17 protein-coding genes and 1 rRNA gene are annotated in these 25,338 nt (G+C 50.0%); 13 read left to right on the forward strand and 5 right to left on the reverse strand.

What is annotated here, in order from left to right; all coding sequences use genetic code 11:
- Positions 1-197: ribosomal RNA gene (locus tag BMW93_RS22260) — 16S ribosomal RNA — on the reverse strand; the annotation flags it as partial.
- Positions 198-696: 499 nt separating this feature from the next.
- Positions 697-3,141, reverse strand: a complete 2,445-nt coding sequence (locus BMW93_RS22265) for a ribonucleoside-diphosphate reductase subunit alpha (RefSeq protein ID WP_090381539.1) — start codon at positions 3,139-3,141, stop codon at positions 697-699.
- Between the two features lie 426 nt (positions 3,142-3,567).
- Between BMW93_RS22265 and BMW93_RS22270 the strand changes: the two genes are divergently transcribed.
- The 6 genes from BMW93_RS22270 (at position 3,568) to rimK (ending at position 8,789) form a co-directional block, all read left to right on the forward strand.
- The gene (locus BMW93_RS22270; RefSeq protein WP_090381541.1) at positions 3,568-4,479 is read left to right on the forward strand and encodes a sugar phosphate isomerase/epimerase; all 912 of its coding nucleotides are present in this window, start codon (positions 3,568-3,570) and stop codon (positions 4,477-4,479) included.
- Positions 4,480-4,609: 130 nt separating this feature from the next.
- A complete protein-coding gene (locus BMW93_RS22275) occupies positions 4,610-4,852 on the forward strand; it encodes a type B 50S ribosomal protein L31 (protein ID WP_015812727.1) in 243 nt (80 codons plus the stop codon).
- 154 nt (positions 4,853-5,006) lie between these two features.
- Complete coding sequence (locus tag BMW93_RS22280; RefSeq protein ID WP_090381544.1) at positions 5,007-6,197, forward strand: putative sugar nucleotidyl transferase; 1,191 nt, start codon at positions 5,007-5,009, stop codon at positions 6,195-6,197.
- A 34-nt stretch (positions 6,198-6,231) separates the two neighbouring features.
- On the forward strand, positions 6,232-7,350 hold the full coding sequence (locus tag BMW93_RS22285; RefSeq protein ID WP_090381546.1) for a DNA polymerase III subunit delta': 1,119 nt from the start codon (positions 6,232-6,234) through the stop codon (positions 7,348-7,350).
- Positions 7,347-7,817, forward strand: a complete 471-nt coding sequence (locus tag BMW93_RS22290) for a RimK/LysX family protein (RefSeq protein WP_090381549.1) — start codon at positions 7,347-7,349, stop codon at positions 7,815-7,817. Before BMW93_RS22285 ends, BMW93_RS22290 begins: the two co-directional genes overlap by 4 nt.
- A 69-nt stretch (positions 7,818-7,886) precedes the next feature.
- The gene (rimK, locus tag BMW93_RS22295) at positions 7,887-8,789 is read left to right on the forward strand and encodes a 30S ribosomal protein S6--L-glutamate ligase (RefSeq protein ID WP_090381551.1); all 903 of its coding nucleotides are present in this window, start codon (positions 7,887-7,889) and stop codon (positions 8,787-8,789) included.
- A gap of 56 nt (positions 8,790-8,845) precedes the next feature.
- Here rimK and BMW93_RS22300 read toward each other — a convergent pair whose 3' ends face one another.
- A complete protein-coding gene (locus BMW93_RS22300) occupies positions 8,846-9,925 on the reverse strand; it encodes a DUF2652 domain-containing protein (RefSeq protein WP_090381553.1) in 1,080 nt (359 codons plus the stop codon).
- Between the two features lie 254 nt (positions 9,926-10,179).
- Between BMW93_RS22300 and BMW93_RS36315 the strand changes: the two genes are divergently transcribed.
- From BMW93_RS36315 to hemC, 3 genes are read left to right on the forward strand one after another with little or no spacing between them, the layout of a single operon-like run.
- Complete coding sequence (locus BMW93_RS36315; RefSeq protein ID WP_218147728.1) at positions 10,180-10,461, forward strand: type II toxin-antitoxin system HigB family toxin; 282 nt, start codon at positions 10,180-10,182, stop codon at positions 10,459-10,461.
- Entirely contained in the window at positions 10,439-10,798 is a 360-nt protein-coding gene (locus BMW93_RS22310; protein ID WP_090381558.1) for a type II toxin-antitoxin system HigA family antitoxin, read from the forward strand. Before BMW93_RS36315 ends, BMW93_RS22310 begins: the two co-directional genes overlap by 23 nt.
- Positions 10,799-10,821: 23 nt before the next feature.
- Entirely contained in the window at positions 10,822-11,754 is a 933-nt protein-coding gene (gene hemC / locus BMW93_RS22315) for a hydroxymethylbilane synthase (RefSeq protein ID WP_090381561.1), read from the forward strand.
- Positions 11,755-11,823: 69 nt separating this feature from the next.
- Here hemC and BMW93_RS22320 read toward each other — a convergent pair whose 3' ends face one another.
- Positions 11,824-14,751: a TonB-dependent receptor domain-containing protein gene (locus tag BMW93_RS22320; protein WP_090382121.1), complete on the reverse strand. Its 2,928-nt coding sequence runs from the start codon at positions 14,749-14,751 to the stop codon at positions 11,824-11,826.
- A 381-nt stretch (positions 14,752-15,132) separates the two neighbouring features.
- On the opposite strand from BMW93_RS22320, the gene BMW93_RS22325 reads away from it, so the two are divergent.
- On the forward strand, positions 15,133-16,203 hold the full coding sequence (locus BMW93_RS22325; protein ID WP_090381564.1) for a sensor histidine kinase: 1,071 nt from the start codon (positions 15,133-15,135) through the stop codon (positions 16,201-16,203).
- A 2-nt stretch (positions 16,204-16,205) separates the two neighbouring features.
- Positions 16,206-16,937 (forward strand): LytTR family DNA-binding domain-containing protein, encoded by a 732-nt coding sequence (locus tag BMW93_RS22330; RefSeq protein WP_090382123.1) that lies wholly within the window; start codon positions 16,206-16,208, stop codon positions 16,935-16,937.
- A 92-nt stretch (positions 16,938-17,029) separates the two neighbouring features.
- Here BMW93_RS22330 and uvrA read toward each other — a convergent pair whose 3' ends face one another.
- Positions 17,030-19,882 carry an excinuclease ABC subunit UvrA gene (gene uvrA, locus BMW93_RS22335; RefSeq protein ID WP_090381566.1) on the reverse strand — a complete coding sequence of 951 codons (2,853 nt, stop codon included), beginning with the start codon at positions 19,880-19,882 and terminating at the stop codon, positions 17,030-17,032.
- A gap of 315 nt (positions 19,883-20,197) precedes the next feature.
- Here uvrA and BMW93_RS22340 point away from each other — a divergent pair, with 315 nt between their 5' ends.
- Positions 20,198-23,455: a TonB-dependent receptor gene (locus BMW93_RS22340; protein ID WP_229240687.1), complete on the forward strand. Its 3,258-nt coding sequence runs from the start codon at positions 20,198-20,200 to the stop codon at positions 23,453-23,455.
- Positions 23,456-23,490: 35 nt separating this feature from the next.
- A complete protein-coding gene (locus BMW93_RS22345; protein WP_090381570.1) occupies positions 23,491-25,254 on the forward strand; it encodes a RagB/SusD family nutrient uptake outer membrane protein in 1,764 nt (587 codons plus the stop codon).
- Positions 25,255-25,338 lie beyond the last annotated feature (84 nt).

Here is a 25,338-nt window from a genome sequence, read left to right on the forward strand (position 1 = left end):
TCTTTAACAAATATCACCATGCGGTGCCCCTGTTTTATGCGGTATTAATCCGGGTTTCCCCGGGCTATCCCCCAGTGATAGGTAGGTTGCATACGCGTTACGCACCCGTACGACAGTGACATTGCTGCCCCTTCGCCTTGCATGTATTAAGCCTGCCGCTAGCGTTCATCCTGAGCCAGGATCAAACTCTCCATTGTAAATATGTTGCGATCTTGCTTCCGAAAAAACAGATCAAATGTTTCTAACGAACCTATCTTTTTGCTCTCTTCATCATGTCAAAGAACGTTGCTCTGGCCTTCCAGAACTCGTGGCAGCGATCGTTTTCGCTACCGTTGTCCCCGATTGGGAGTGCAAAAGTGGGAGGTTTATTTTTAACATGCAAGCAGCAAAGGGAAATATTTCTAAATCTTTTTGACCAGAATTACACAACCGATTGATAAAGAAAACACTACACTCTAAAAAAAGTGTTAAGTTTTTTACCTTCAATTTCCCCTCCATTTCAAGTGGCGGAAAGCCGGTTCGAGCATGTCCAATTTTTCCATTTATTAATACAAAACAAATCCGTAATGCATTACCCCAATCCCTTGGAAAAAGTAGCAATGCAAGTATCAAAGCCGAAAGTAACAGCCCCAGAAAACGAAAAAGGTGCCCGATCTACGATCGGACACCTCTTCATTATTGCGATTTTAACCTTAATTACGATCCACAAGCCTCGCAACCCTCCGGATCATCCAATGAACATTGCATATCCGAGCGGTTATCGCGCGGCGCTACCGGCTTAGCGTGTTCTTCCGCGTACTGCACATAATTGAGTTCCTTCTCGGCCACCACGGCGATGGCAGGTTCCAGTTGCGGCTCTGCCTGTTTGCTGACGGTGAATTGGACCGGATCGGACGCCGCACGGGTGCGCAGGTAGTACATACCGGTTTTGAGGCCTTTTTTCCATGCGTAGAAGTGCATGGATGTCAGCTTACCGAAGTTCGCCTCTTCCATAAAGATGTTGAGTGACTGCGACTGGCAAATGAATGCACCCCTGTCGGCCGACATATCGAGCAGGCTGCGCTGCTTGATCTCCCATGCCGTTTTATAAAGATCCTTGATGTTTTCAGGGATATTCGGGATGGCTTGTACCGATCCGCTGGCGCGAACGAGGTTGTTCTTCATTTCCTCACTCCACAGTCCAAGTCTCACGAGGTCTTTCAATAGGTACTTGTTCACGACCACGAATTCGCCCGACAATACCCTTCTTACATATATATTGGAAGTGAATGGCTCAAAGCATTCGTTGTTACCGAGGATCTGGCTTGTAGACGCAGTCGGCATCGGAGCGAGGAGCAACGAGTTGCGTACACCATTTTGTACCACTTCTTTCCGTAGCTTCTCCCAGTTCCAGCGCTTGCTCTCCGGTTTCACATTCCACATATCGAACTGAAATACCCCTTGCGAGATCGGGCTGCCTGCCCAGGTTTCGTACGGGCCGTGCTGCATAGCAAGCTCCATGGAGGCTTCCATCGATCCGTAATAGATCGTTTCGAAAATATCTTTATTCAGCTGCCGCGCCTCGTCGGAGTCGAATGGCATGCGCATCATACAGAATGCATCGGCCAGACCTTGCACCCCGATACCGATTGGGCGGTGGCGCTTGTTGCTCTTCTCGGCTTCGGGAACCGGATAGAAGTTCAGGTCGATGATCTTGTTCAGGTTGCGCGTTACCACTTTCGTGATTTCGTACAACTTCTGGTGATCGAAGCGCATGAAGCCATCCGCACCTTGTTCTACGAACTTCGGCAACGCGATAGAGGCAAGGTTACAAACCGCTACTTCGTCGGGAGCCGTATATTCGATGATCTCCGTGCAAAGGTTCGACGATTTGATGGTACCCAAATTTTGCTGGTTGGACTTGCTGTTCGCATGATCCTTATACAACATATATGGAGTACCTGTCTCGATCTGCGATTCCATGATCGCGAACCACAGGTCTTGCGCCTTGATGGTCTTACGCGCTTTGCCTTCGCGCTCGTATTGTTCGTACAGTTTTTCGAACTCCTCGCTGTGCGTATCCGCCAGCCCCGGACATTCGTGCGGGCAGAAGAGCGACCAGGTATCGTTCGCTTCCACGCGCTTCATAAACAGATCCGGAATCCACAATGCATAGAAAAGGTCGCGCGCGCGCTGCTCTTCTTTTCCGTGGTTCTTTTTCAGATCCAGGAAATCGAAGATATCCGAATGCCATGGCTCTATATATATGGCAAAAGAACCTTTGCGTTTGCCACCTCCCTGATCCACATAACGTGCGGTGTCATTGAACACGCGGAGCATCGGTACGATACCGTTCGATTGCCCGTTCGTTCCTTTAATATAAGTACCCGTCGCGCGGACGTCGTGAATGCTCAAACCGATACCACCCGCCGACTGCGAGATCAATGCGCAGTTTTTAAGGGTATCATAAATACCATTGATACTATCCTCCTTCATTGTGAGCAGGAAGCACGACGACATTTGCGGCTTCGGCGTACCCGCATTGAACAATGTAGGAGTCGCATGGGTAAACCATTTTTCCGAAAGCAAATGGTAGGTTTCAATTGCCGACTGCACATCCTCCTGGTGGATACCAATGGCTACTCGCATGAGCATATGCTGCGGGCGCTCGACAATTTTCCCCTCAACTTTCAGTAAATACGACTTTTCGAGGGTTTTATAGCCGAAATAATCGTAGGAATAGTCGCGGTCATATATAATAGTAGAGTCGAGCAGCGACGCATTCTGGCGGATCACCTCGTAAACCTCCTTGGAGATCAGCGAGGCGTTTTCACCTGTTTTGGCATCTATATATGTATAAAGACGCTTCATTGTAGCCGAGAACGACTTCAATGTGTTCTTGTGGAGATTCGAGATAGCGACACGGGCAGCCAGGATCGCATAGTCCGGGTGCTTGGTGGTCATGGAAGCCGCGGTTTCGGCAGCAAGGTTATCCAGCTCGGCGGTGGTAACGCCATCGTAAATGCCGGAAACAACCTTCTTGGCTACTTCCACGGGCTGAACGTAAGCGGCGTCCAGGCCGTAGCTCAGTTTCTCTATGCGAGCGGTCACCTTGTCGAATTTCACGGATTCGCGGCGGCCGTCACGCTTTATGACGTACATAGACATAGTAATGTGGTGTTTAATAGAACGTTAGTGATGTATATTGTTGGGATTGTACTCGGAGATGCACTTAAAAATCTCTTGAAATAACATTAAATTAATCACAAACGCAACCAGTATTTAATGCCAAAAACCGGGTTTACCGACATAATGCAAATTACTAAATTGTTAAGAAACTAATACCTAGTTATTTACAGAAATTTGAATCTGAGAAAATTTTTTCACCAAAATGAGATTCAAAAATTTGCAAACTTTTTTTCAAGTTTTTTCGCCGCAATTCTCCTGTTTTCTAATTTTTTCACTGAAAATCAACACATTAAAAGTTATCAACTATTTAGAATAAATCTAATCTTGTGAACTTTACAAAAACAACACTTTCGCAATCCTGCATAAAATTTTAACTGACAGACGCTAAACAACATAATTATGAGCACAATAATCGAACAGGCAGACCGCCGGACCTTCCTCAAAACCACCTCCGGAATGGTAGCCGGCCTTGCATTGGGAGGAACCTTTAGCGAAGCTATGGCCAAAGCTGCCGAAAGCACTGCTTACAGCATTCCATTGGGCGTGTATGCGGCCTACGACAAAGCCGATTTCCTGAGAAAATCGGGATGTACCTATATAGAGGAATCCGTGGCGGGCTTCCTGATCCCCGAAGGCGGCGATGCCGGTTACGAAAAAAATCTCCAACAGCTCAAGACTGAGCACTTTCCTATTAAGTCTTACGTGATCCTGCTACCGGCGAGTTTGAAAACGCTTGGGCCCGAAGCGAACCACGAGGCAATCCTCCAACGGACGGAAACCGTCCTGAAACGTGCCAAGGAATGCGGCTCGCAATTCGTCGTGTTCGGAAGCGGTGCTTCAAGAATCATTCCCGAAGGCTTCGACCGCGCGAAGGCAAAAGCGCAGCACATTGAATTAACCCAAAAAATGGCACCATTGGCCGAAAAATACGGGGTTACCATTGCCGTGGAGCCGTTGAACCGTGGGGAAACCAACTTTATAAATAGCCTGGCCGAGGGTGTTGAGATCGTTAATGCGGTGAAAAGCCCCAAAGTGAAGCTGCTTTGTGATATATATCATATGTTAAAGGAGGACGAGCCAGCCTCGGAAATCATTAAATATGGTAAGCATATCGTGCATTGCCACATTGCCGAGAAAGAAAAACGCACACCGCCGGGCGTGAAGGGCGACGATTTCAGGGCGTACCTGGGCGCGTTGAAGAAAATCGGGTACAAGGGCGGACTTTCGATCGAATGCTTCGTGTATACCGATTTCGAGAAGGAGGCGAAACGGGGTGTGGAGGTCCTCAAACAACAACTCAGTGAAGTTTAGCACGTTAATTTTCGACGTATTGTATTAATATTAAAAAAGATAGCGCTCCGATACTTGATTTACAAATCTGGATTTTTTACTTTTGCAATCCTTTTGAAAATCGTACAGAAACAAATAATACCATATACCAATGAAAAAAGATATTCATCCCAATTACAGAGAAGTAGTTTTCTGGGATCTATCAAGCGACTTTAAATTCATTACTCGCTCTACCATAGAAACTTCTGAAAACATTACCTGGGAAGACGGCAAAACCTACCCTGTGTACAAAGTCGAGGTTTCGTCTCAGTCACACCCTTTCTACACTGGTAAAAACGTACTGGTTGACACAGCTGGTCGCGTTGACAAGTTCAGAAAGCGTTACGGAAAATAAGCGACGCATTGCCTTTTTCCTGCGTGGTCGAACACAGCAGGAGATCGAAAAAATACTGTGGCAGTCTCCCGACAAATATGCTCGGGAGACTGCTTCTTTTTTTGCCGTAACCAATAAAATGCCCGAACTTTGGCAGGCACATACGATTTAATTTATGCCTAATACCATTCTGTTCGACGACTCAAAGATTAGAATACAGCTTTTACCTTTTACATACACCAGACCAGTCGCCGGCATACGGTGCGGCATTCACACGCTGGCCGAAAAATGGGCCGACAGATGCCATACCACGGTTTCCTTTCAAACCGAAGCCTATCTATCGACGAAATATCCGCAACATACTTCCGATGATAACCTGTACATCAACGGCGCATTATGTCCCGATGAGCATTTAGCAGGCATCGTGAAAGGCTTACCGTACGGCAACGCGCTGGTTTCACCGCAAGGGGAAATCCTGGCCGTACGCACGCACGCTTCCTGGAATGCTTCGGAAGGTACGAACGGGCTTTCGGTGGTGACCTATGAGGAACCATTTACGATGATCCGCAACGTGTGGGATATTTTCGGGCAGAATGGCGCGCAAATCAAATCCGATTACGAGCGCATCGTTTCCGTACGCAAATCGGCAGCGATTACTGACCCTTTCACGCATTGTTATAAGCCGGAAAACATCTTTATTGAGGAAGGCGCGGTGATCAGGGCAGCTATTCTGAATGCGGAGAATGGGCCTATTTACATCGGCAAAAATGCATTGATCCAGGAAGGATCGATGATCCAGGGGCCATTTGCGATCGGCGAAAACGGCGTGCTGGCACAGGGAACGAAGATCCGGCCTAATACTACCGTCGGGCCGTCGTCCAAAGTAGGTGGCGAGGTGAGCAATTGTGTCGTGTTTGGTTACAGTAATAAAGGCCACGACGGCTATCTGGGCAATTCTGTTTTGGGAGAATGGTGTAACCTTGGGGCCAACACCAATAACTCGAACTTGAAAAACGACCATACGAACGTGAAGCTGCACAGCTATACTACCAATGTACTGGCAGACACCGGCTTACTCTTCTGCGGGCTGATGATGGGCGATTATTCCAAAGCGGGAATTTCGACCATGTTCAACACTGGTACCGTTGTCGGCGTAAGTGTGAATGTGTTCGGGGCGGGGTTCCAGGCCAAGCATGTACCCTCGTTCTCCTGGGGCGGCGCGGCCGAAGGTTATTGCGAGTACCGTTTCGACAAAGCCGTGGCCGTAGCGAACGATACAGTAAGCCGCCGGGGCATTGCATTTGGCCCGACGGAGGAAGGCATTATTCGTGCTGTTTTTGAAAATACCCAAACCCAGCGCAGCTAACAGGCATTTACCCATTCATTAATTGATTTAAACCGTGCTTTTCAGAGATATTCCGGGACTTGACAGTATTAAGGCGACATTGCGGCGCTCGGTCCGGAACAGCCATCTGGCCCACGCCCAGCTTTTCGATTATCCTACGGGCGGAGCAGGCCTGGCCATGGCGCTTGCATTCTCTACCTATATTAACTGTGAAAACCGGAATGAGGAAGATGCTTGTGGTACCTGCGCATCTTGCGCGAAGATGAGCAAGCTCATTCACCCCGATTTCCATTTTATATTTCCCATTGCCACTTCCAAAAAAGTCGATGGCAAAACCAGCGAAGCATTTTTGCCGCTCTGGCGCTCGTTTTTGCTGGAAAACCCCTACCGCGTTCTCCCCGACTGGCTCGACCACATCGGCGCGGACAACAAGCAGGGAAACATTTCAGTGGAAGAAGCGCGCGGGATTTTGAGGAAACTGTCTGTAAAAGCCTACGAAGGCGAGTACAAAATCCTGTTGATCTGGAAGCCTGACATTATGAATGCAGCGTCTTCGAATGCTATTCTGAAGATTCTCGAAGAACCGCCTGAAAAAACGTTATTCCTTCTGGTAAGTGATCAATCGGACAAATTACTAACCACGATCATTTCCCGGACGCAGCGGATCACCATTCCGGCATTCTCCGATGCGGAAATCAAATCCTATTTGAAACAAGGCGAAGTAGCCGATGCCGTCGCCAACCAGGTAGCGTTCCTGTCCGACGGAAATATGGCCGAGGCGTTGAAACTCGTTCAGGAAGAGCAGGATGACCGCTCGGCATGGTTTGCCGACTGGATGCGTTCGTCTTACAAATTTGATGTATCGCATTTGGTCAAACTCGCCGACAGTTACGACGTCATGAGCAAGGAAAAGCAAAAAGGCCTGCTCAAATATGCATTGCGTTTGTTCAGGGACATGCTCGTGTGGAGCCACGGCGCGGGCGAGCTTTTGCGTGTTCCGCAGGAAGAGCTTACTTTCGTGCAGAATTTTTCCAAAACTGTCAATTTTGAGTCGCTGGAAAGGATGATCGGGGAAGTAAATACGGCCTATTACCACATTGAGCGCAATGTACGGGCCAAAATGGTGTTTCTTGACCTGTCGCTGACGGTCGCCCAGTTTTTCCAGCGCAGATGAAGCGTCCATTGGAAATTATCGGCGCGACCGATATTGCGGATTTACCGGAACTGGGCTGGCATCATGTGCCGGTGCGCGTGGATTCCGGTGCGGCCACTTCGGCCATCCATTGTTCGCGCGTGAAATTGGTGGAAAAAGAAGGGAGCAAAGAGCTCCATGTCTACCTCGATGCCAAGCGCGGAGCACCTCAACATTTCTTTATAGTAACCGAATTCAAAGAGACCGTGGTCCGGAATTCTTTCGGGAAGGAAGAAAAGCGGTTCGTGATCAAGACACCAATCAGGCTTTTCGGCCGGAAAATACGTACCGAATTTTCGCTGGCCAACCGGCAGAAAATGAGTTACCCCATACTACTCGGGCGAAAATTGCTCAAAAACAGGTTTATCGTGGATGTTTCCCAAAAAAACCTGTCGGCGGCAAGGCATTCGCTGACACCAACTCGTTCCCAAAAACTACCTCAGCACTAAACCCCGAGACGCGCAGTCAAGGAGGCTCCGTGCCTCGGCTCTACCTCCACATTTTCTAAAACCATTTTTATGAAAATCGCCGTATTATCCACCAATCCGGACCTGTATTCAACCAGGCGTCTGGTGGAGGCAATCAAACAAAAGGGACACGAAGCGGTTGTGATCGACCACGTCAAATGCTTTGTCATGATCGAAGGCGGCAAGCCAACCGTCGTTTACAAAGGCAAACCTATTACAGGCGTCGACGCCGTCATTCCCCGCATTGGCACGTCGGTGAATGCATTTGGCTGCGCGGTAGTGCGCCAACTTGAACTGATGAAGATCTTTACCACCGTGAAATCGCAGGCCATCCTCCGCTCGCGCGACAAGCTGCGCAGCATGCAGGTACTCGCGAAGGCCGGTATCGATATTCCGAAGACGGTTTTTGCCAAAAATCCGGCTCAGGTCAATGAGCTCATTCATATGGTAGGCGGCCCGCCGGTGATTATCAAACTGCTGGAAGGTACGCAAGGTGTGGGCGTCGTACTCGCCGAAACGATTAAAGCTGCCAAATCGACCATCGAGGCATTCTACGGCCTGAGGGCCAATTTCCTCATCCAGGAATATGTGGCCGAATCCAAAGGTGCCGATATCCGCGCATTCGTGATCGGCAATAGAGTAATAGCTGCCATGAAACGCCAGGGCGCCGAAGGCGATTTCCGCTCCAACCTTCACCGCGGTGGCTCGGGGTGTATAATCGAACTTTCGGCCGAAGAGGAACACACTGCCATTGCGGCGGCCAGGGCATTGGGCGTGAAAATCGCCGGGGTCGATATGCTGCAATCAGAGCGCGGACCGCTGGTGATGGAAGTCAACTCCTCGCCGGGGTTACGGGGCATTGAAGAAGTGAGCGGGATCGATATCGCTTCGCTGATCGTGGCTTATATCGAGGATAAGATCGTGACGGATGAGGGGGATACGGTTGGGGTTTGAATTTTGAATGAGTGACCGGGTCGCCGGAGCGATGATTGAATGAATTCCTGGGCGGGTTAGAAATCAACCGGTACTTGGATCTGCGGCAGCAATGCTTCCAGATTTTCCAGTGATTTCAGGAATTCGGCTTCCATTTTGTCCTTTTTGAATAGCTGGAATGCAAGCTGCTTTAATGGATTTTTTTTCAGGTAATATTCCAAACTGAGGCGCGTGCGGTTGTCGGTCAGCTTTTCGAGCACGAAATAGAGCGTGCTGGTCAGCTTTTCGTCGGATTCGCCGAAAACGATCCGGGATTCGGGATTATAGGAAAAGCCGCTGGCATACATGACCGTTTCGCCGTCCTCCCTTATGCGCAGGTGGCGAGAGCCTATACCCGGAAGGAAATGGTCGAGCTCTTCGATGGATTTAAGACCGTCCTGCCATCGGTGGCGCAGTTCGAGGTGGCCGGAGGTGAAAAACATCTTTTTGATATCCGAATCAAATTCCCTGGAAACGGAGAGCACTTTCACTTTCTCCCGAGGCTCCAACAAGGGCGGCTCATAACGCGGAATGCTGTCCTTCAACGGCCCGATTTGCGTGTATTGAAATGGTATCTGTTCGTTTTCGGTTGTTTTTGAACCCGGGTTCCATTGCATCCATTCGGTAAAACCATTTGGGCTTTGCCCGTTGAGCAGGTTTTGCGTCACCAGCCAGTACTCGTGCTGGTCAATGTCGTTTTTAAGCAACTGGTGCGCTACGATAATATCTTTCCCAATCAGTTTCCTGAAATTCTTGACCTGGTACGTCGTAAACTCGCCATAATGCGCCACCACTTTTAATGTAAGATTGATGGCCGAAATGCAGGACTTGCATTGACAAAAGCGGCGGTTATCATAGGCGATAAGGTATTTGTGAAAGTCGCAAAACATGCGCTCCACTTGTCGGTACAACGTTTCCAGTTCCGGCGCTTCCCCGAATTTGAAAAAAAGGATCGCATCACCTTCGATTTCCGAAATCTCCAACCCGATCTGGTTCGCATTCACCAGCGTTTCCAGCAACTCCTGGATAATCTGCCGCCCATGCTGTATCTCGATTTCATGCATAAACTGCGTAAATCCGCTGATATCGGGAATGAAGATAAGGCCTCTGTTTTCCATGGTGCTGATTTTGATCGGGTTAATTTACGGGGAATTTTCCAGTGGTTGTACCAAAACCCGTTCGTAAATGCAGAAGTTACACGGGATAATTATTTGCTTCCAGTTCGCGTCGGCAACGATAAATTCCGCAGGTTACTTTCTACTCAAATATGTAAGGATACAGAACCACTGCAAAATAGTCGTAACCAAAACGGTAACATTTCTTATCTTTGTCCAAGATGCGCATTATCGCTACGCAGACATTACGCAACTATATGAGGACTTACCCGAAGGCGGAACAATCGCTACTTGCCTGGAACCAGGAAATAGAGTCCGCAGAATGGAGATCCCCAAATGAACTGAAAATACAGTACGGAAATGCATCAATAATCAACCAGAAACGGGTAGTGTTCAACATTCATGGGAACAATTACCGGCTGATAGTTGATATTGAATACAGGTATCATATTGTATTTATTGTCTGGTTTGGATCGCATGAAGAGTATGACAGAATTGACGTAACAAAAGTTAGCTATGATCGGACCAATCAAAAATAACGAACAGTACGACCGGTATCTGGCTCGCATTTATGACCTGATGCAATCTGATATCAAGCCAGATTCGGAGGAAGCAGACGAATTAGAGGTACTCTCCATTTTGGTGAAGGAGTACGAAAACGTGCATTTCCCGATTCCCAAACCAAACCCGCTGGAAGCGATACGATTCCGGTTGGAGCAAATGGGCATTTCAGAAAAAGAATTATCGGAGATTCTCGGCTATCGGTCCCGAAAGTCGGAGATTCTTTCCGGCAAACGAAAATTGAATTTAAGTATGATCCGCAGGCTAAATGAAAAACTTCATATTCCGGCGGAAATTTTGATACAGGCTTATTAATTCGGCCTCATTTTAACATTACCATGCATATAAAAATAGGAACCCGCGGGAGCAAACTCGCTCTTTGGCAGGCGTATTATGTCGAAGAGCTGTTGCAGCAAGGCGGTATCGAGACGGAGATTGTTATTATTGAGACAAAAGGCGACAAGATCCTCGACCGGTCGCTTTCGAAAATTGGCAGCAAGGGCGTTTTTACGGAAGAGCTGGAAGACCAGCTTCGCACCGGCGGTATTGATATCGCGGTGCACAGCGCCAAAGATTTGCAATCGCAGCTGGATGATGCATTTGAAATCATCGCATTCACCGAGCGCGAACACGCGAACGACGTGCTCGTAAGCCACGATACGACATTGTCGCTGAAAAGCGGCGAGTCGTTTACGGTAGGAACGTCGTCCACACGCCGGGTAGCCGTTTTGAAACACTATTACCCGCATATCAAAACCGTGGATATGCGCGGTAACCTGCAAACACGCCTGCGCAAGCTCGAAGAAGGCCAATGCGACGCGCTCCTCCTCGCATATGCGGGCGTGCACCGCATGGAGTACGACGACAAAATCGCGGAACACTTGCTACTCGATGAGTTCACCCCCGCCGTAGGACAGGGCAGCGTAGCCATCGAATGCGCTGTTTCGCTCGATGCCGAAAAGAAAAGTAAATTGAAAGAACTCCTCAACCACGAACCCACAGAAACCTGCCTGCTAGCCGAAAGGGCATTCCTGAAACGCCTCCAGGGCGGTTGCAGCATTCCTGTTTTCGGCTTGGCTACTTTGCACGAAGAGGAAATCCACATGACGGGCGGCATTATCAGCCTCGACGGCAAGGAACTGATTCGTAAAGCAGAAAGCGGCGGGCACGCATTTCCCCAGGAACTCGGAACCGCCCTGGCCGAAGAATTGCTTGCAGCAGGCGCCGATCGCATTCTGACAAGCATCAAGCAACAAAACGGTACGGTATAAATTTTGAAATACCCCAAAACAAATGAAGCCCGACTGAAATCAGCCGGGCTTCTGTGTTTATAGTGTTAATTAATTTTTCTTGGTCGTATCGGCCGGTGTCGCCGGTTTCGCTGGCAATGCAGTAGAATCCGCGGGAGCGGCCGGGCGGGCTGTGCTATCCGGTTTAACAGTGCTACTATCGGGACGTACGCGGGTAGAATCCGGTCTGAATTGCGTCGAATCACGTTTCATCGTAGAATCCGGGCGAGTACCTGGCTGTCCCGGGCGACCCTGGAATCCTTCCTGGCGCATGGGACGAGCAGTGCTGTCGGCAGCGGCCGGCCTTGCTCCTTGTGGACGACCTGTTCCTTCGGCAGCTGCACCGCGACCACCTGCTGGTGGTGTTACCGCAGGAGTTTGTCCACCTCCTTGTGCACCACCGCCTCCGCCGCCGGTATCCATACCGCCACCACCGCCATCACTTTTCTGGTCGTCGTTGTTAACGGATTTTCTACGGCGTGTTTTCTGTTCCACGAAAGTCATTTTACCAAGGCGGTAAGAGAAGTTTACGCGGAAACCTCGGTTATACAGGTAGTTGGTGTTGTTTTGGGTAAATGTCTTCGATTCCAGGCTGGTCTTCATTTTAAACGAAGGCGCGAGGAAGTTTTCCATTCCAAAACCAATGCTTCCGCGTTTGTTCTTGAAATCCTTGCGGATACCGAAGTCGTACATGCGGAACCCTGCTTGCGTACCTTGCAACTGCACGTCGCGGCCACGCATGAACCCGCCAGCTTGCAAGCCCCAGCCGTTTTTGATATTCAAACTTGTACGAAAACGGCCACTCAATACGAAACCGCTGTTGGAGTTCTGCAATGCAGGATCGGGGCTGTTGTTGGAGAGGTCCGCATAATAGAAGTCGAAACCGCCGCCGAGCTGCCATCTTTTGAAGAATGTTACGTTTCCGAAAATGTTGGCACCGTAGTTCTTTTTCGAGCCGATGTTGCCGTAAGTGGTGGTAATCACCCCGTCGGCGCTGGTGGTACGGATGCTTTCGATCGAGCTGTTGGTGAAACGGGCAAACGTCGAAACGTTGATGTACATGGAGTTTTTGAAGAAGCTCGTACCCAATTCCAACTGATCTGTGAGTTCAGGTTTCAGCTCCGGGTTACCTACGGTAATGTTCTGCGGGTTGGCGGCATTCCGGTTCGGGTTCAGGAACTGGATACCCGGGCGCTGCAAGCGGCGGTTATAGGCCAATTTAATGGTCTGCCCTTTTCCGAATGTCTGCGAAAGGTTAATGCTCGGCACGAGGTTGCCGTAAGCAGGCAGTTTCAAGTCACCCCCTTCGCCCTGTTGCGCGTCGATGCTCGTGTACTCGTAACGCGTACCGGCTTTCACCGTAAAACGGCTTTTTGTAGTGTAAGTATAGGATAAATATCCGGCAGCCACATTCTGATCGTAGTTCAGATTGCTGGCTGGTTGTGCCTGGCCGAGCTCAGGGGAAGAATAATAGTCATAATTACTCACAACCTGGCGGAAAATGCCCTTACCACCGACTTCCAGCATCTGGTTTTCTTTGATCGGCGTCTGGTAATCGACCTGAACGGTGCTTTCCTGGTTATGGCTGCTGTTGTTGTTGCCTGTCGCACCCAGTAATTCCTTCAATTGTGCATTGCTCAGCGAGTACACATCCGCATCGTAATCGTTGGTACGGTTGTTACGGCTGTACTGTGTCGAAATGCTCAGCTCCTGACCGGCTTTGGCCAGTGTTTTCATATAATCCACATTCACGTCCCAGGTGCCCGAAAGGTCCTTGCTATTCACATCGCGGAAGCTGGTTTTTGTCGTATCGTTGAGCGTGTTGTAGGTATAAAGCTCCTGGTCTACCTTGTTGTTACGCATTCCGTAACGCACACCGGCCGACAACGAGGTTTTGGAATCGATCTCCCAGTCCCATCCGAGGTTATACGAACCGAATGCCGCTTTGTTCTTCGAATCACTCGTCTGACGCACGCTGAACGGGCTCGTCTTACCGATCTGAAGGTTCTCCGATTTACCCGGCATATTATAGTTGAACCGGCCGAAACCTCCGAGACTGAAACCCATTTTCCCTACACGGTAGTTACCGCGCAAGCCGAGGTTCGAGCCGCGGTTACCGATACCGGTGTCGAGGTTAAGCGTACCGCCCTGGATCGTGCTTTTCTTGGTAATGATATTGATAATACCCGCAGAACCTTCGGCATCGTACCGCGCAGACGGCGAGGTAATCACTTCCACAGACTTGATCATATCGGCAGGAATCTGCTTCAATGCATCGGCTACGCTGGTTGCGATAATGGTCGAAGGCTTGTTGTTGATCAGAACCCGCACATTGGAGCTCCCGCGAAGCGATACGTTCCCGTCCAGGTCCACCGTCAGCATAGGCACTTTTTTCATCACATCGGAAGCGTCGCCACCTTTGCTGGTAATGTCTTTTTCAGCATTATATACCAGCCTGTCGACCTTTTCCTCGATCATCTGGGCCATGCCCACCACCTCTACTTCGTTCAACTGAACCACATCCGGCACAAGCGTCACCGAACCAAGATTCAGTTCCGTCTTGCGGTCGATCTTGACATTGTTGATCGTTTTCGTTTTATAACCAATAAATGAAATCAGGATCTTGAAATTACCCGATGCCACTTTCGTGAGCGTAAATGCACCCTTTTCGTCGGTCGTGGTACCGTCGATCGGATTGTTGGTTTTGGTATCCACCAAAGATAGTGCTGCAAATTCTACCGGTTTTTTGGAAGTCGAATCCACGAGCACGCCCGTGATCTTTCCGTTACCCTTAGGAGTGTCTTCTGCCGTTCCCGGAATGACCGTCTGCCGTTGCGGCCTGTTACCGCCGCCGCGGGAATCGCCTCCACCGCCACGGAATCCGCCACCACCGCCTCCTCCGCCCGGAAACTGGGCGAATGCCGTTGATGTAAGCCCTGAGAACACAGCCAGGAATGTAAGATGTAAAACAAGTTTCATGGTTGGGGTTTTAAAAGTGTACTTTTCGAATTTCAAAATAACAAGGTAGAACCCGGCTAAAAAAAAGGAATAGATGGATAGGGAAGATGTACCGATCAAAGGGCGTTTTCAAACGATATATCGCTGGAAATGACAGACAATCCGCAGAACCTCGTGCGCCGCATCCGCGTGATCACCGAATGCCGGGCCACCGGACTTAGACATCGTTGGCGTTGTAAGGTTTAAGCAGTCCGCCCGCTTATTTTGATTAATAGATTACCATGCCCCGCCGGTCGGTATTCGGAGTACTTTGATCGATTGAAATAGGTGGTTTCATAAATTCCGCGTAAGATTGCAATGATGTATTGCGTTCAAACCGCATTGAAACTAACTAATTGTTAAATGGATACGCGTGCCGCCCGAAAATACCCCCCATTATTCCTCCACTTACTCGGATGGAGTTTTCTGGCCCTGTTCCTGATGTGGCAGCCCCTGAGCTGGCAGATCGAGTTTCCCGTGAGTTTCTGGATCAAACAGGCTGTATTGTTCTCGCTGCTGGTTACGATCTTTTACCTGAACTACTATTTCTGGTTTCCTAAATTCCTTGCCAAGAACAAATACTCCCGATTCATTCTCTTCAATATCGTGTCGGTGGTAATGCTGGCAGTGATTACCGAGCAGGTGAAGATCGCGATCAACCACGGCGAGCAGATGGACCGTGCTTTCAAACTGGCGAGGGAGGCGAATGGAGATAAAAAACGCCACGACCGCCTCGATTACTTCGCATTGCTCACCGCGTTGATGATCATCGGGCTTAGCACCAGCGTCGCCGCCGTGCGCACCGCCCAGCTCGACAAGCAATACCGCCAGAACCTGGAAAAGGAGAAGATCAATTCCGAGCTCTCGTTCCTGAAAGCGCAGATCAACCCGCATTTCTTTTTCAATACCCTGAATAACATTTATGCACTCACGGTGATCGACGTGGAAGCCGCGCGCGAGGCGTTGCACAAGCTCTCGCGCATGATGCGCTACGTATTATACGAGACCCAGCACGGAACTGTGCTGCTGAGCCAGGAGATCGCATTTGCCCAGGATTATATTCAGTTGATGCAGCTCCGCCTGACCGACAAAGTCACCGTTCACCTCGATCCGCCGAACCCGTTGCACGACGTTTCCATCGCACCGATGCTATTCCTGCCCTTTATCGAAAATGCATTCAAGCACGGTGTAAGCGCCGTTCAGCCGAGCCGTATCGATATTCAGATCCGCCAGGAAGGCCATAAGATTTTTGTAGAAGTAAAAAACACGCTGTTTACCGATAAAAGGGCCATTCTGGACGAAAGTAACGGCATCGGCCTCGCAAACACGCAACGCCGCCTCGACTTGCTCTACCCCGGCAAATACCAGCTGGAAGTAACCGAGAACAAGGAGGAAAGAGAGTTTGAAGTACATCTGGAACTGGAAACGGCATGAGTGTGACATTGGAATGCATTGCCGTAGACGACGAGCCGCTGGCACTCGGGCTGGTATGCGCATTTATTGAAAAAACACCATTTCTGAACCTTGCGGGCCGGTATTCCAGTGCCGTCGAAGCATTACAGATGATCAACAACAAGTCTATCGACGTCATTTTTCTGGATATTCAAATGCCGGACCTGACGGGCATCGAACTCGCAAGAGTACTTGAAAAAGCGGGGAACAAGGCCCCGAGGATCATATTTACAACCGCATTCAACCAATACGCGCTCGATGGTTTTCGCGTGGACGCCATTGACTATCTCCTAAAACCCTTTAACTACGAAGAGTTCCTCCGTGCCGCATCGAAAGCGCAGGCTTACGTGGAGCTGGTTCAAAAGGCCTCGTCGGCCGGTTCCGCGGAGCCGAAGGACGAGTACCTGTTCCTGAAAGTGGAATACCAGCTGGTACGGATCGCCTATGACGACATTTTGTACACGGAGGGACTCAAAGATTACGTGAAAGTCCATCTCAAATCGGACCCGAAGCCCATTCTTTCGCTCACGAGCCTCAAAGCGCTGGAAGAGAAGCTGCCAGCCTCGAAGTTCATGCGTGTACACCGGTCGTTCATCGTCAATCTGGACAGGATCAGTGCCGTGACGCGGAATACCATCCAGATCGGCCCGACTTCCATTCCGGTGAGCGACCAGTACAAGGAGGCGTTCAACCAGTTCTTGAGTAAGTGGATGTAACCGGAGATGCGCGCGAAACAAAATAGAAGTGCGTATGCAAAACACCCTGCATTGCGCACAATGCAGGGTGTTTTTATGTGCTAAGAATGCTATTACTTCAATTCTTCCTGTAAGAAATACCCGGTAAAGCTACCCTTCACCTTCGCCACTTTCTCGGGAGTGCCTTCCGCGATAATGCGGCCTCCCATAGCGCCACCTTCGGGACCTACGTCGATAATATAGTCGGCGACCTTGATCACATCGAGGTTATGCTCGATAATGAGAACGGTATTCCCTTTTTCAACCAGTTTATTCAGAACGTTGAGCAAATGCCGGATGTCCTGGAAATGCAAACCGGTGGTAGGTTCGTCGAGAATATAAAGGGTCTTGCCGGTATCGCGTTTCGATAACTCTTCCGACAGCTTCACACGCTGTGCCTCGCCGCCTGATAATGTGGTAGCATGCTGGCCGAGCGTAATGTAGCCCAAACCTACATCATTCAAGGTCTGAACTTTACGCAATAACCTCGGCTGATTTTCAAAGAATTCCAATGCCGATTCCACAGTCATATCCAATATATCCGCAATGGATTTGCCTTTGAAACGCACTTCCAATGTCTCACGGTTAAAACGCTTGCCCTTACAGGTTTCACAATTCACGTGCACATCGGGCAGAAAATCCATTTCGATCTTCTTCATTCCCGCGCCTTCGCAATCTTCGCAACGCCCGCCTTTCACATTGAACGAGAAACGGCCAGGCTTGTAACCCCGGATTTTCGACTCCGGCAGCTCCGCGAAGAGTGTACGGATGTCGGTGAAAAGGTTCGTATAGGTTGCCGGGTTCGAACGCGGCGTGCGGCCGATCGGCGACTGGTCTACCTCGATCACCTTATCGATATTTTCGAGCCCTTCGATGGATTTATAAGGAAGCGGTTCCCTTCTCGATTTGTAAAAATGGTGGTTGAGCAACGGAAACAGCGTTTCGTGGATCAGCGACGACTTGCCGCTGCCGCTTACGCCCGTCACACAGATCATCGTTCCCAACGGAATCGTTACCGAAACATTTTTCAGGTTATGGCCTGTGCAACCTTTTAGTACGATGGTTTCGCCTTTGCCTTTCCTGCGCTTTTTGGGTACTGCAATGGCTTCCCGCCCGGCCAGGTAATCGGCTGTCAGCGAGCCATTTTGAAGGAACTTTTCCGGAGTACCGGCCCCTACCACACTCCCGCCGTGACGTCCTGCCCCCGGGCCGATATCGAGAATGTAATCCGATGCGAGCATCATGTCCTTGTCGTGCTCTACGACCAGCACCGTATTGCCCAGATCGCGCAGGCTTTTGAGCGAGTTGATGAGCCGCACATTGTCCCGCTGGTGCAAGCCGATGCTCGGTTCATCCATAATGTAGAGTACACCCGTCAGCTGCGTGCCGATCTGCGTTGCCAGACGGATACGCTGCGCTTCACCACCCGACAGTGTCCGTAACGCACGATTCAATGTCAGGTAATCCAATCCCACATCGAGCATAAACCCGACGCGTTTACGAATTTCCTTCAAAACCTCGTGACCTATCACCCGTTGCTTTTCTTCGAGGCGGTCTTCGAGGCCTACGAGCCATTCGGCCAGTTCACGGATGTCGCTATCTGCCAGCTCGGCAATGTCTTTTTTATCTATTTTAAAATGCAACGACTCCTTCCGCAAGCGCTTGCCTTTGCATTCAGGGCAGGTTTGGGTTACCATGAAATCTTTCAGCCAATCCTGAATCTTTTCGTTACCCGATTCCTGCTGTCTCTTCAAAAAGTTGATAATGCCATCGAACTTCGTTTCCCATTCGGTCCCCGGGTATTTCTTCGAAGGCACCGGAACCGCTTCTTCACTGCCGTACAACACCAGTTTCAATGCCTCTTCCGGGAATTTTTCAAGTGGTGTCGTGAGTGTGATCTTGTACTTTTTAAGTAAAACCTCTAACTGCTTGAATATCCAGGCCTCACGGTACTCGCCCATTGGCGCAATACCACCACGACTAATGCTCAGCGATTTGTCGGGTATGATCGAATCCTCCGTAATTTCCTCAATTACCCCCAACCCCTGGCAGGTAGGGCACCAGCCGTACGGTGAGTTGAAGGAGAATGCATTCGGCGCGGGATCGTCGTAGCTGATTCCCGACTCGGGGTCCATCAGGTTTTGGGAAAAATAATGGGTATTGCCTTTGGCATCCAGCACCATTAATGCACCCTTTCCCTGCTTGATAGCCGTCGCCACCGACTGGCTCATCCGGTACCGCGACTGCGGATCTTCCGCTTCCTTCTTCGGGATCACGCGGTCGATCACGATCTCGATGTCGTGGACCTTATAGCGGTCGAGCTGCATTTTGGGTGTAATGTCCTGCACTTCCCCGTCGACGCGCACTTTGGTATAACCCAGCCGGGCGATCTGCACAAAAAGCTCGCGGTAATGCCCCTTCCGGCCTTTCACAGCCGGTGCCAGCAGCACGATTTTCTGCCCCAGGAACTGCGTCATGAGCTGGTTCACAATCTGGTCCTGCGACTGTTTGATCATCCGCCGGCCTGTCACGTACGAGTACGCCTCGCCCGCCCGTGCGTAGAGCAGGCGCAAGAAGTCGTAAATCTCCGTCACCGTCCCGACCGTCGAGCGCGGGTTCCGGGAAGTTGTTTTCTGCTCGATGCTGATCACCGGCGAAAGGCCGCTGATCTTGTCCACATCCGGCCGTTCCATTTCGCCGATGAAGCCGCGGGCGTAGGAAGAGAAGCTCTCCATGTACCTGCGCTGTCCTTCCGCATAAATCGTATCGAACGCGAGCGACGACTTGCCGCTGCCGCTGATACCCGTCACTACCACGAGTTTGTTGCGCGGGATAGCTACATCGATGTTTTTGAGATTGTGTTCGCGGGCGCCTTGTACCTCGATGAGGTCCTGTTCAGCCACTTCAAGGCCATTTAAGTATTCCAAAGTCCTGATGATAGTTTGTGAGTTAGTCTGTTAAATGAAGCTGTAATTCTGATAACCACAAAAATACACTTTGAGTTGCAAATTTTCTGCCTGCGATCCTCATGCGTATACCCGGTAAAGATTGACTCTTTCCAAGAAAAAATAGCGGTTGCAAACGATTGCAATTTTAGATTTTTCAAAGAAAAAATATTATGTAACCAGAAGTATATTTCTATAAATTATAAAAATATTACCAAAATGGATGTTCGTTTCTTTTATTTTAACAGTATATTGACATTTAGTAATACATTTTTAACATCATCCCTTACTTAATTTATGAACAAACATTTACTAGTCCCGCTTTTCCGGGGTGTCATGATTATGCTGTTCGCAATAGCAGCGCATCTATCCTACGCCCAGGATCATCAGGTCAAGGGAAAAGTAACCTCCTCTGCTGATGGAACCGGCATCCCCGGTGTGAACGTGCAACTGAAAGGAACGAATGTCGGTACTGTCACCGATGCTGACGGCGTTTTTTCGATCGAAGCAAAAGGCTCCGGTGCAATCCTGGTCTTCTCCTCGATCGGTTTGATCAAAAAGGAAATTCCTGTCGGAAACCAGACGACCATTGACGTGGCGATGGAGGACGATATCAAGAACCTGAGCGAAGTGGTGGTAACCGGTTACGCGGCACAGCGTAAAAAGGACATTACCGGCGCAGTAACCGTCATTAATCCAAAAGAACTGACCTCTGTTCCTACTGCGAGCGTAACACAAATGCTGCAAGGACGCGCCTCGGGGGTAACGGTCGGAAACGATAACTCTCCCGGTGGTGGTACTATGGTGCGTATCCGCGGTTTTGGTTCGATCAACAACAACAGCCCGCTTTACGTGATCGACGGCGTGCCTACCCAAGGTACATTGAACCAGATCAACCCCAACGACATCGAGTCGATGCAGGTATTGAAAGACGCTTCCGCCGCATCTATTTACGGTGCACGCGCAGCGAACGGCGTGGTGATCATTACCACTAAAAAAGGTAAAACCGGCGCACCGAACATTACATTCGACTTTTATACCGGCACCCAGCGCCCGGGCAAAATGCTCGATCTGCTAAATACGAAAGAGTTGGGCCAATATCTCTACGAAGCTGAACTGGGAGCTGGTAAAAATCCGTCGGTAACATCACCTTCAGCACAATACAAATTCGACGAAAACGGCAACCAGACTGTCGCCGATTACATTTACCCGAATGTTTACGGCGAGTTACCCAGCAATTATACTTACACCAACGACATCGCCGATCCGGCCCTGGGTAAAACCGCATTCAACATCACCAAGGCCAACAAGGAAGGAACCGACTGGCAGGATGTGATCTTCGACCCGGCGTCTATTTCAAATTACCAGATCGGTGCTTCCGGCGGTTCCGAGGCAGCCAAGTATGCGCTTTCGGCCAACTACTTCAAGCAGAATGGTATTTTGAGATACACCAAATACAAAAGATACTCGCTCCGTGCGAACACCGAGTTCAAAAAAGGCCCGGTGACCGTGGGTGAGAACTTTACATTCTCCTATGATGAAAGACAGGGGATCACCAACAACGACGAAAGCAACCCGATCATGTTCGCGATCCGCGTGCACCCGATCATCCCTGTATTCGATATTACCGGCGGCCCGAGGGCACTGGGCGGAACCAATACTTCCGATTTCAACGGATTTGCAGGCAGCCGTGGTAGTAACCTCGGTAACGCCCCCAACCCGCTGGCGCGCCTGTACCGTGAGAAAGACAACCTCACCAAAGGCACGCACGCATTCGGTAACGTGTTCGCGCAGGTAGACATCCTTCCGGGCTTGTACGCACGCACGAGCCTTGGTATCGAATACAACCAGTTCAACCGTGCGGAGTATTTCCACCGCGATATCGAAGCCGCCGAAGCAAGAAATGCGAACAGCCTCGCCGTAATCAACAACGTCGACCGTTCATACACCTGGTTCAACACATTGAATTATGCCAAATCATTTGGCGTACACAGCTTCAACGTACTGGCAGGTACGGAAGCGGTGAAAACTTACGCCGGTGAATTCCGCGCCGGCCGGAGCGGATTTGCATTCGACGACGTCGACTACCGCTTCCTCGACGCAGGTTCGGCCGCCGGTTTGAGCAATGCAGGCCCTGGTCCGACAGAAAGTGCGCTGTTCTCCCAATTCGGAAAGATCAACTACGCATTCAAAGAACTCCTCCTGGCCGACGTAACGATCCGCCGTGACGGATCGTCCCGTTTCTCGCAAGCCAACCGCTACGGTGTCTTCCCTGCGTTCTCACTGGGTTTGCGCATGACGGAACTGGCATTCATGAAGCCGGCCAAGTTCGTAGACGATTTAAAAATCCGCTTTGGCTGGGGTAAAACCGGTAACCAACTCATCCCTAACGTTTATAATGCTTACACCCTCTACGCTGCCGACCCGCAGAACAATGCCTACGACATTGGCGGTACGGGTACATCCATCGTAGGAGGTTTTGACCTGGTTCAGTTTGGTAATTCCAATGGTAAATGGGAAACCAATACCTCTACCAACATTGGTATCGACGCGACTTTATTCAATAGCAAATTGGAAGTGGTACTCGACCTTTACAACCGCCTTACTTCCGACATGCTGACGCAAGTCGCCATTCCAAGAACAGCCGGTTCCGGTACGATTCCGTACACCAACATCGGCGAAGTGCGTAACCGAGGTGTAGACCTTGGCCTGACTTTTCGGGATAAGAGAGGTGATTTTAACTACATGGTCGGCGTGAACTTTGGTCACTACAAAAATGAGGTGATTAAACTGAACAACGACCCAAATGCAACCATTTTCGGTTTCACGACCCGTCTGCCGGCAATGTCGGCAACAAAAGCCGGCCTGCCCATCGCGAGCTACTATGGTTATTTTGTGGATGGTGTGATCAAAAATCAGGCGGAAGCTGATGCCGCTCCGAAATTCGGTTCCTATACGAGAGAAGGTACTTTCAAATTCCGCGACGTGAATGGCGACGGCGTTATTACCGCAGCTGACCGTACCATTATCGGCAACCCGCACCCTGATTTCAACTATGGTATCAATGTAGGTGTAGGCTGGAAATGGTTCGATCTCACCTTGTTCGGACAAGGCGTGCAAGGAAACCAGATCTTCAACTATGTGAAGTACTGGACGGATTTCAACGTGTTCCAGGGCAATCGCTCGAAAACCATGCTTTATGATTCCTGGAAAAAATCCGGTGATGATGCAAAGCTTCCTCGCCTGAACTCGGGTGACGCTACCAGCCAGCAGGTTTCGTCCTACTTCCTGGAAGACGGCTCTTACTTCCGTTTGAAAAACATCCAGCTGACATTCAATTTGCCTTCAAACTGGCTGAAAAAAGTGAAACTGGGATCGGCGCAGATCTATGTTCAGGGACAAAACCTGTTCACCCTTACCAAATACACAGGACTTGATCCGGACATTAACCTGAGAAGATCCGGCGAAAACAACCAGGATATCCACATGGGCGTAGACGAAGGCTCATACCCTGTGGCCAAGTCATTCCTCGGCGGTTTGCGTTTCAATTTCTAGTTCATCCATTGATCTTCATTATATAGAACCATACAATGAAAAAGTCACTTTTAATATGCATGTTAGTCGCTCTGAGCTTCTCCTGCTCCGACGATTTCTTCGATCTGAAACCGCAGGGGCGCGCGTCGAAAGAGCAGCTCAGTAACAAAAACGGCGTAAATGCGCTGCTCATCGGCGCTTACTCGCTACTCGATGGTGTGGGTGCCGGTAACACCGGTCGCCAGTCGACGATTTCGAACTATGTTTTCGGAGGTATCAGCAGTGACGACGCTGTGAAAGGTACAGATGCCGGTGACCAGCCCGAGCAATCGTTCATCGAACAATACAACTGGCTTTCCGACAATACCTATTTCCTCGGCAAATGGTGGCATTCCTACGACGGCGTTGCCCGTGCCAACGAGACAATCCAAATCGCAGGAAGTCCGGATGTGAAGGATATGACCGACGCTGAAAAGACCCAGGTGGTTGCGGAAGCGCGTTTCCTGCGCGGCCATTATCATTTCGAGGCCAAGAAAATGTGGAACAACGTGCCATTCATCGATGAAAAGATTTACAACGCCGGTGATCCAAATTCGACCAAAGTCCCTAATACCGAAGATATCTGGGGGAAAATCGAAGCCGATTTCCAGTTTGCAGCCGACAACCTTCCTGCCACACAGACTCAGAAAGGTCGCGCTACCAAGTGGGCAGCCAAGGCATATCTCGCCAAAGCGCTTCTTTTCCAGAAAAAATGGCTCAAAGCGAAAGAGTTGCTGGATGATGTTGTTAAAAATTCAGGTAAAAAACTCGTTGCCAATTATCATGACAACTACCGCACAACCGGCAACAACAATATCGAGTCGATTATGGAGGTACAATTCTCGGTAAACGACGGAACGAACGGTAACAATGGTAATGCCGGCGATAACCTGAACTGGCCCTATTCGGCGACGGCTCCGGGACGCGGATGCTGCGGTTTCTATCAGGCTTCGCATAACCTTGTAAATGCATTCAAAACCGAAAACGGGCTTCCGATGATCGGTGCCGCCGCCGACGGCTCACTGGATACCTACAACAAAGTGGATTTGCCAAACGACCAGGGAATCGTGGCTTCGGCTGCATTCACCTTGGACAAAACCGTTCCCGTTGATCCCCGCCTCGACTGGACCGTCGGTCGCCGCGGCGTGAACTTCCTCGACTGGGGCCCGATGCCAGGCTCGACCTGGATCCGTGACCAGGCTTATGCAGGACCATTCACCGGTAAAAAATGGATGTATTATCTGGCGGAAGAAAACAGCACTACCCACTCGACCAGCAAGCGGAACGTAAATAACAACTACCGCCTGATCAAGTTGTCACATGTGTTACTGTGGCTGGCCGAAGCCGAAATCGAATTGGGCAACCTCGCAGTGGCTCAGGACCTGGTGAACCAAATCCGAATCCGCGCGAAAACCGGTTCGGTGCAGGATGAAACCGTTACTTACAAAGTGGAACCTTATCCGGCAGGAACCTTCGCCGCAAAAGGTGCTGACTATGCAAGAAACGCGGTACGCATGGAACAACGCCTCGAATTCGCCATGGAGGGCCACCGTTTCTTCGACCTCGTGCGCTGGGGCATCGCGGAAAAAGTGTTGAACAAATATGCCGCTGAAGAAGCCGTACCAGGCAAGGAGCCGTCGGGACGTACGTTCAACAAGCGGGGCTATATGGCAGGTAAAACTTTCACAAAGAAAAACCTGTATTTCCCAATTCCACAAGACGAAATCCTGAACAGCCAGAAAGACGGCAAACCGACTTTGATACAAAATCCAGAGTATTAACAGTCATTTAACCCACTAACGCACCCCAAAAGAGCCGGCCTTCGTGCCGGTTTTTTTGTGCTTTGAAAAACAATGAAATACTTT

It is taken from the genome of Dyadobacter sp. SG02 (assembly GCF_900109045.1).
Taxonomy (GTDB): domain Bacteria; phylum Bacteroidota; class Bacteroidia; order Cytophagales; family Spirosomataceae; genus Dyadobacter.

What these genes read in the sequence shown, in the direction of transcription:
- BMW93_RS22265 (WP_090381539.1), bottom strand. Translation starts at nt 3,141, where the DNA reads ATGTACGTCATAAAGCGTGACGGCCGCCGCGAATCCGTGAAATTCGAC.
- BMW93_RS22270 (WP_090381541.1), top strand. Translation starts at nt 3,568, where the DNA reads ATGAGCACAATAATCGAACAGGCAGACCGCCGGACCTTCCTCAAAACC.
- BMW93_RS22275 (WP_015812727.1), top strand. Translation starts at nt 4,610, where the DNA reads ATGAAAAAAGATATTCATCCCAATTACAGAGAAGTAGTTTTCTGGGAT.
- BMW93_RS22280 (WP_090381544.1), top strand. Translation starts at nt 5,007, where the DNA reads ATGCCTAATACCATTCTGTTCGACGACTCAAAGATTAGAATACAGCTT.
- BMW93_RS22290 (WP_090381549.1), top strand. Translation starts at nt 7,347, where the DNA reads ATGAAGCGTCCATTGGAAATTATCGGCGCGACCGATATTGCGGATTTA.
- rimK (WP_090381551.1), top strand. Translation starts at nt 7,887, where the DNA reads ATGAAAATCGCCGTATTATCCACCAATCCGGACCTGTATTCAACCAGG.
- BMW93_RS22300 (WP_090381553.1), bottom strand. Translation starts at nt 9,925, where the DNA reads ATGGAAAACAGAGGCCTTATCTTCATTCCCGATATCAGCGGATTTACG.
- BMW93_RS36315 (WP_218147728.1), top strand. Translation starts at nt 10,180, where the DNA reads ATGAGGACTTACCCGAAGGCGGAACAATCGCTACTTGCCTGGAACCAG.
- BMW93_RS22310 (WP_090381558.1), top strand. Translation starts at nt 10,439, where the DNA reads ATGATCGGACCAATCAAAAATAACGAACAGTACGACCGGTATCTGGCT.
- hemC (WP_090381561.1), top strand. Translation starts at nt 10,822, where the DNA reads ATGCATATAAAAATAGGAACCCGCGGGAGCAAACTCGCTCTTTGGCAG.
- BMW93_RS22320 (WP_090382121.1), bottom strand. Translation starts at nt 14,751, where the DNA reads ATGAAACTTGTTTTACATCTTACATTCCTGGCTGTGTTCTCAGGGCTT.
- BMW93_RS22325 (WP_090381564.1), top strand. Translation starts at nt 15,133, where the DNA reads ATGGATACGCGTGCCGCCCGAAAATACCCCCCATTATTCCTCCACTTA.
- BMW93_RS22340 (WP_229240687.1), top strand. Translation starts at nt 20,198, where the DNA reads ATGAACAAACATTTACTAGTCCCGCTTTTCCGGGGTGTCATGATTATG.
- BMW93_RS22345 (WP_090381570.1), top strand. Translation starts at nt 23,491, where the DNA reads ATGAAAAAGTCACTTTTAATATGCATGTTAGTCGCTCTGAGCTTCTCC.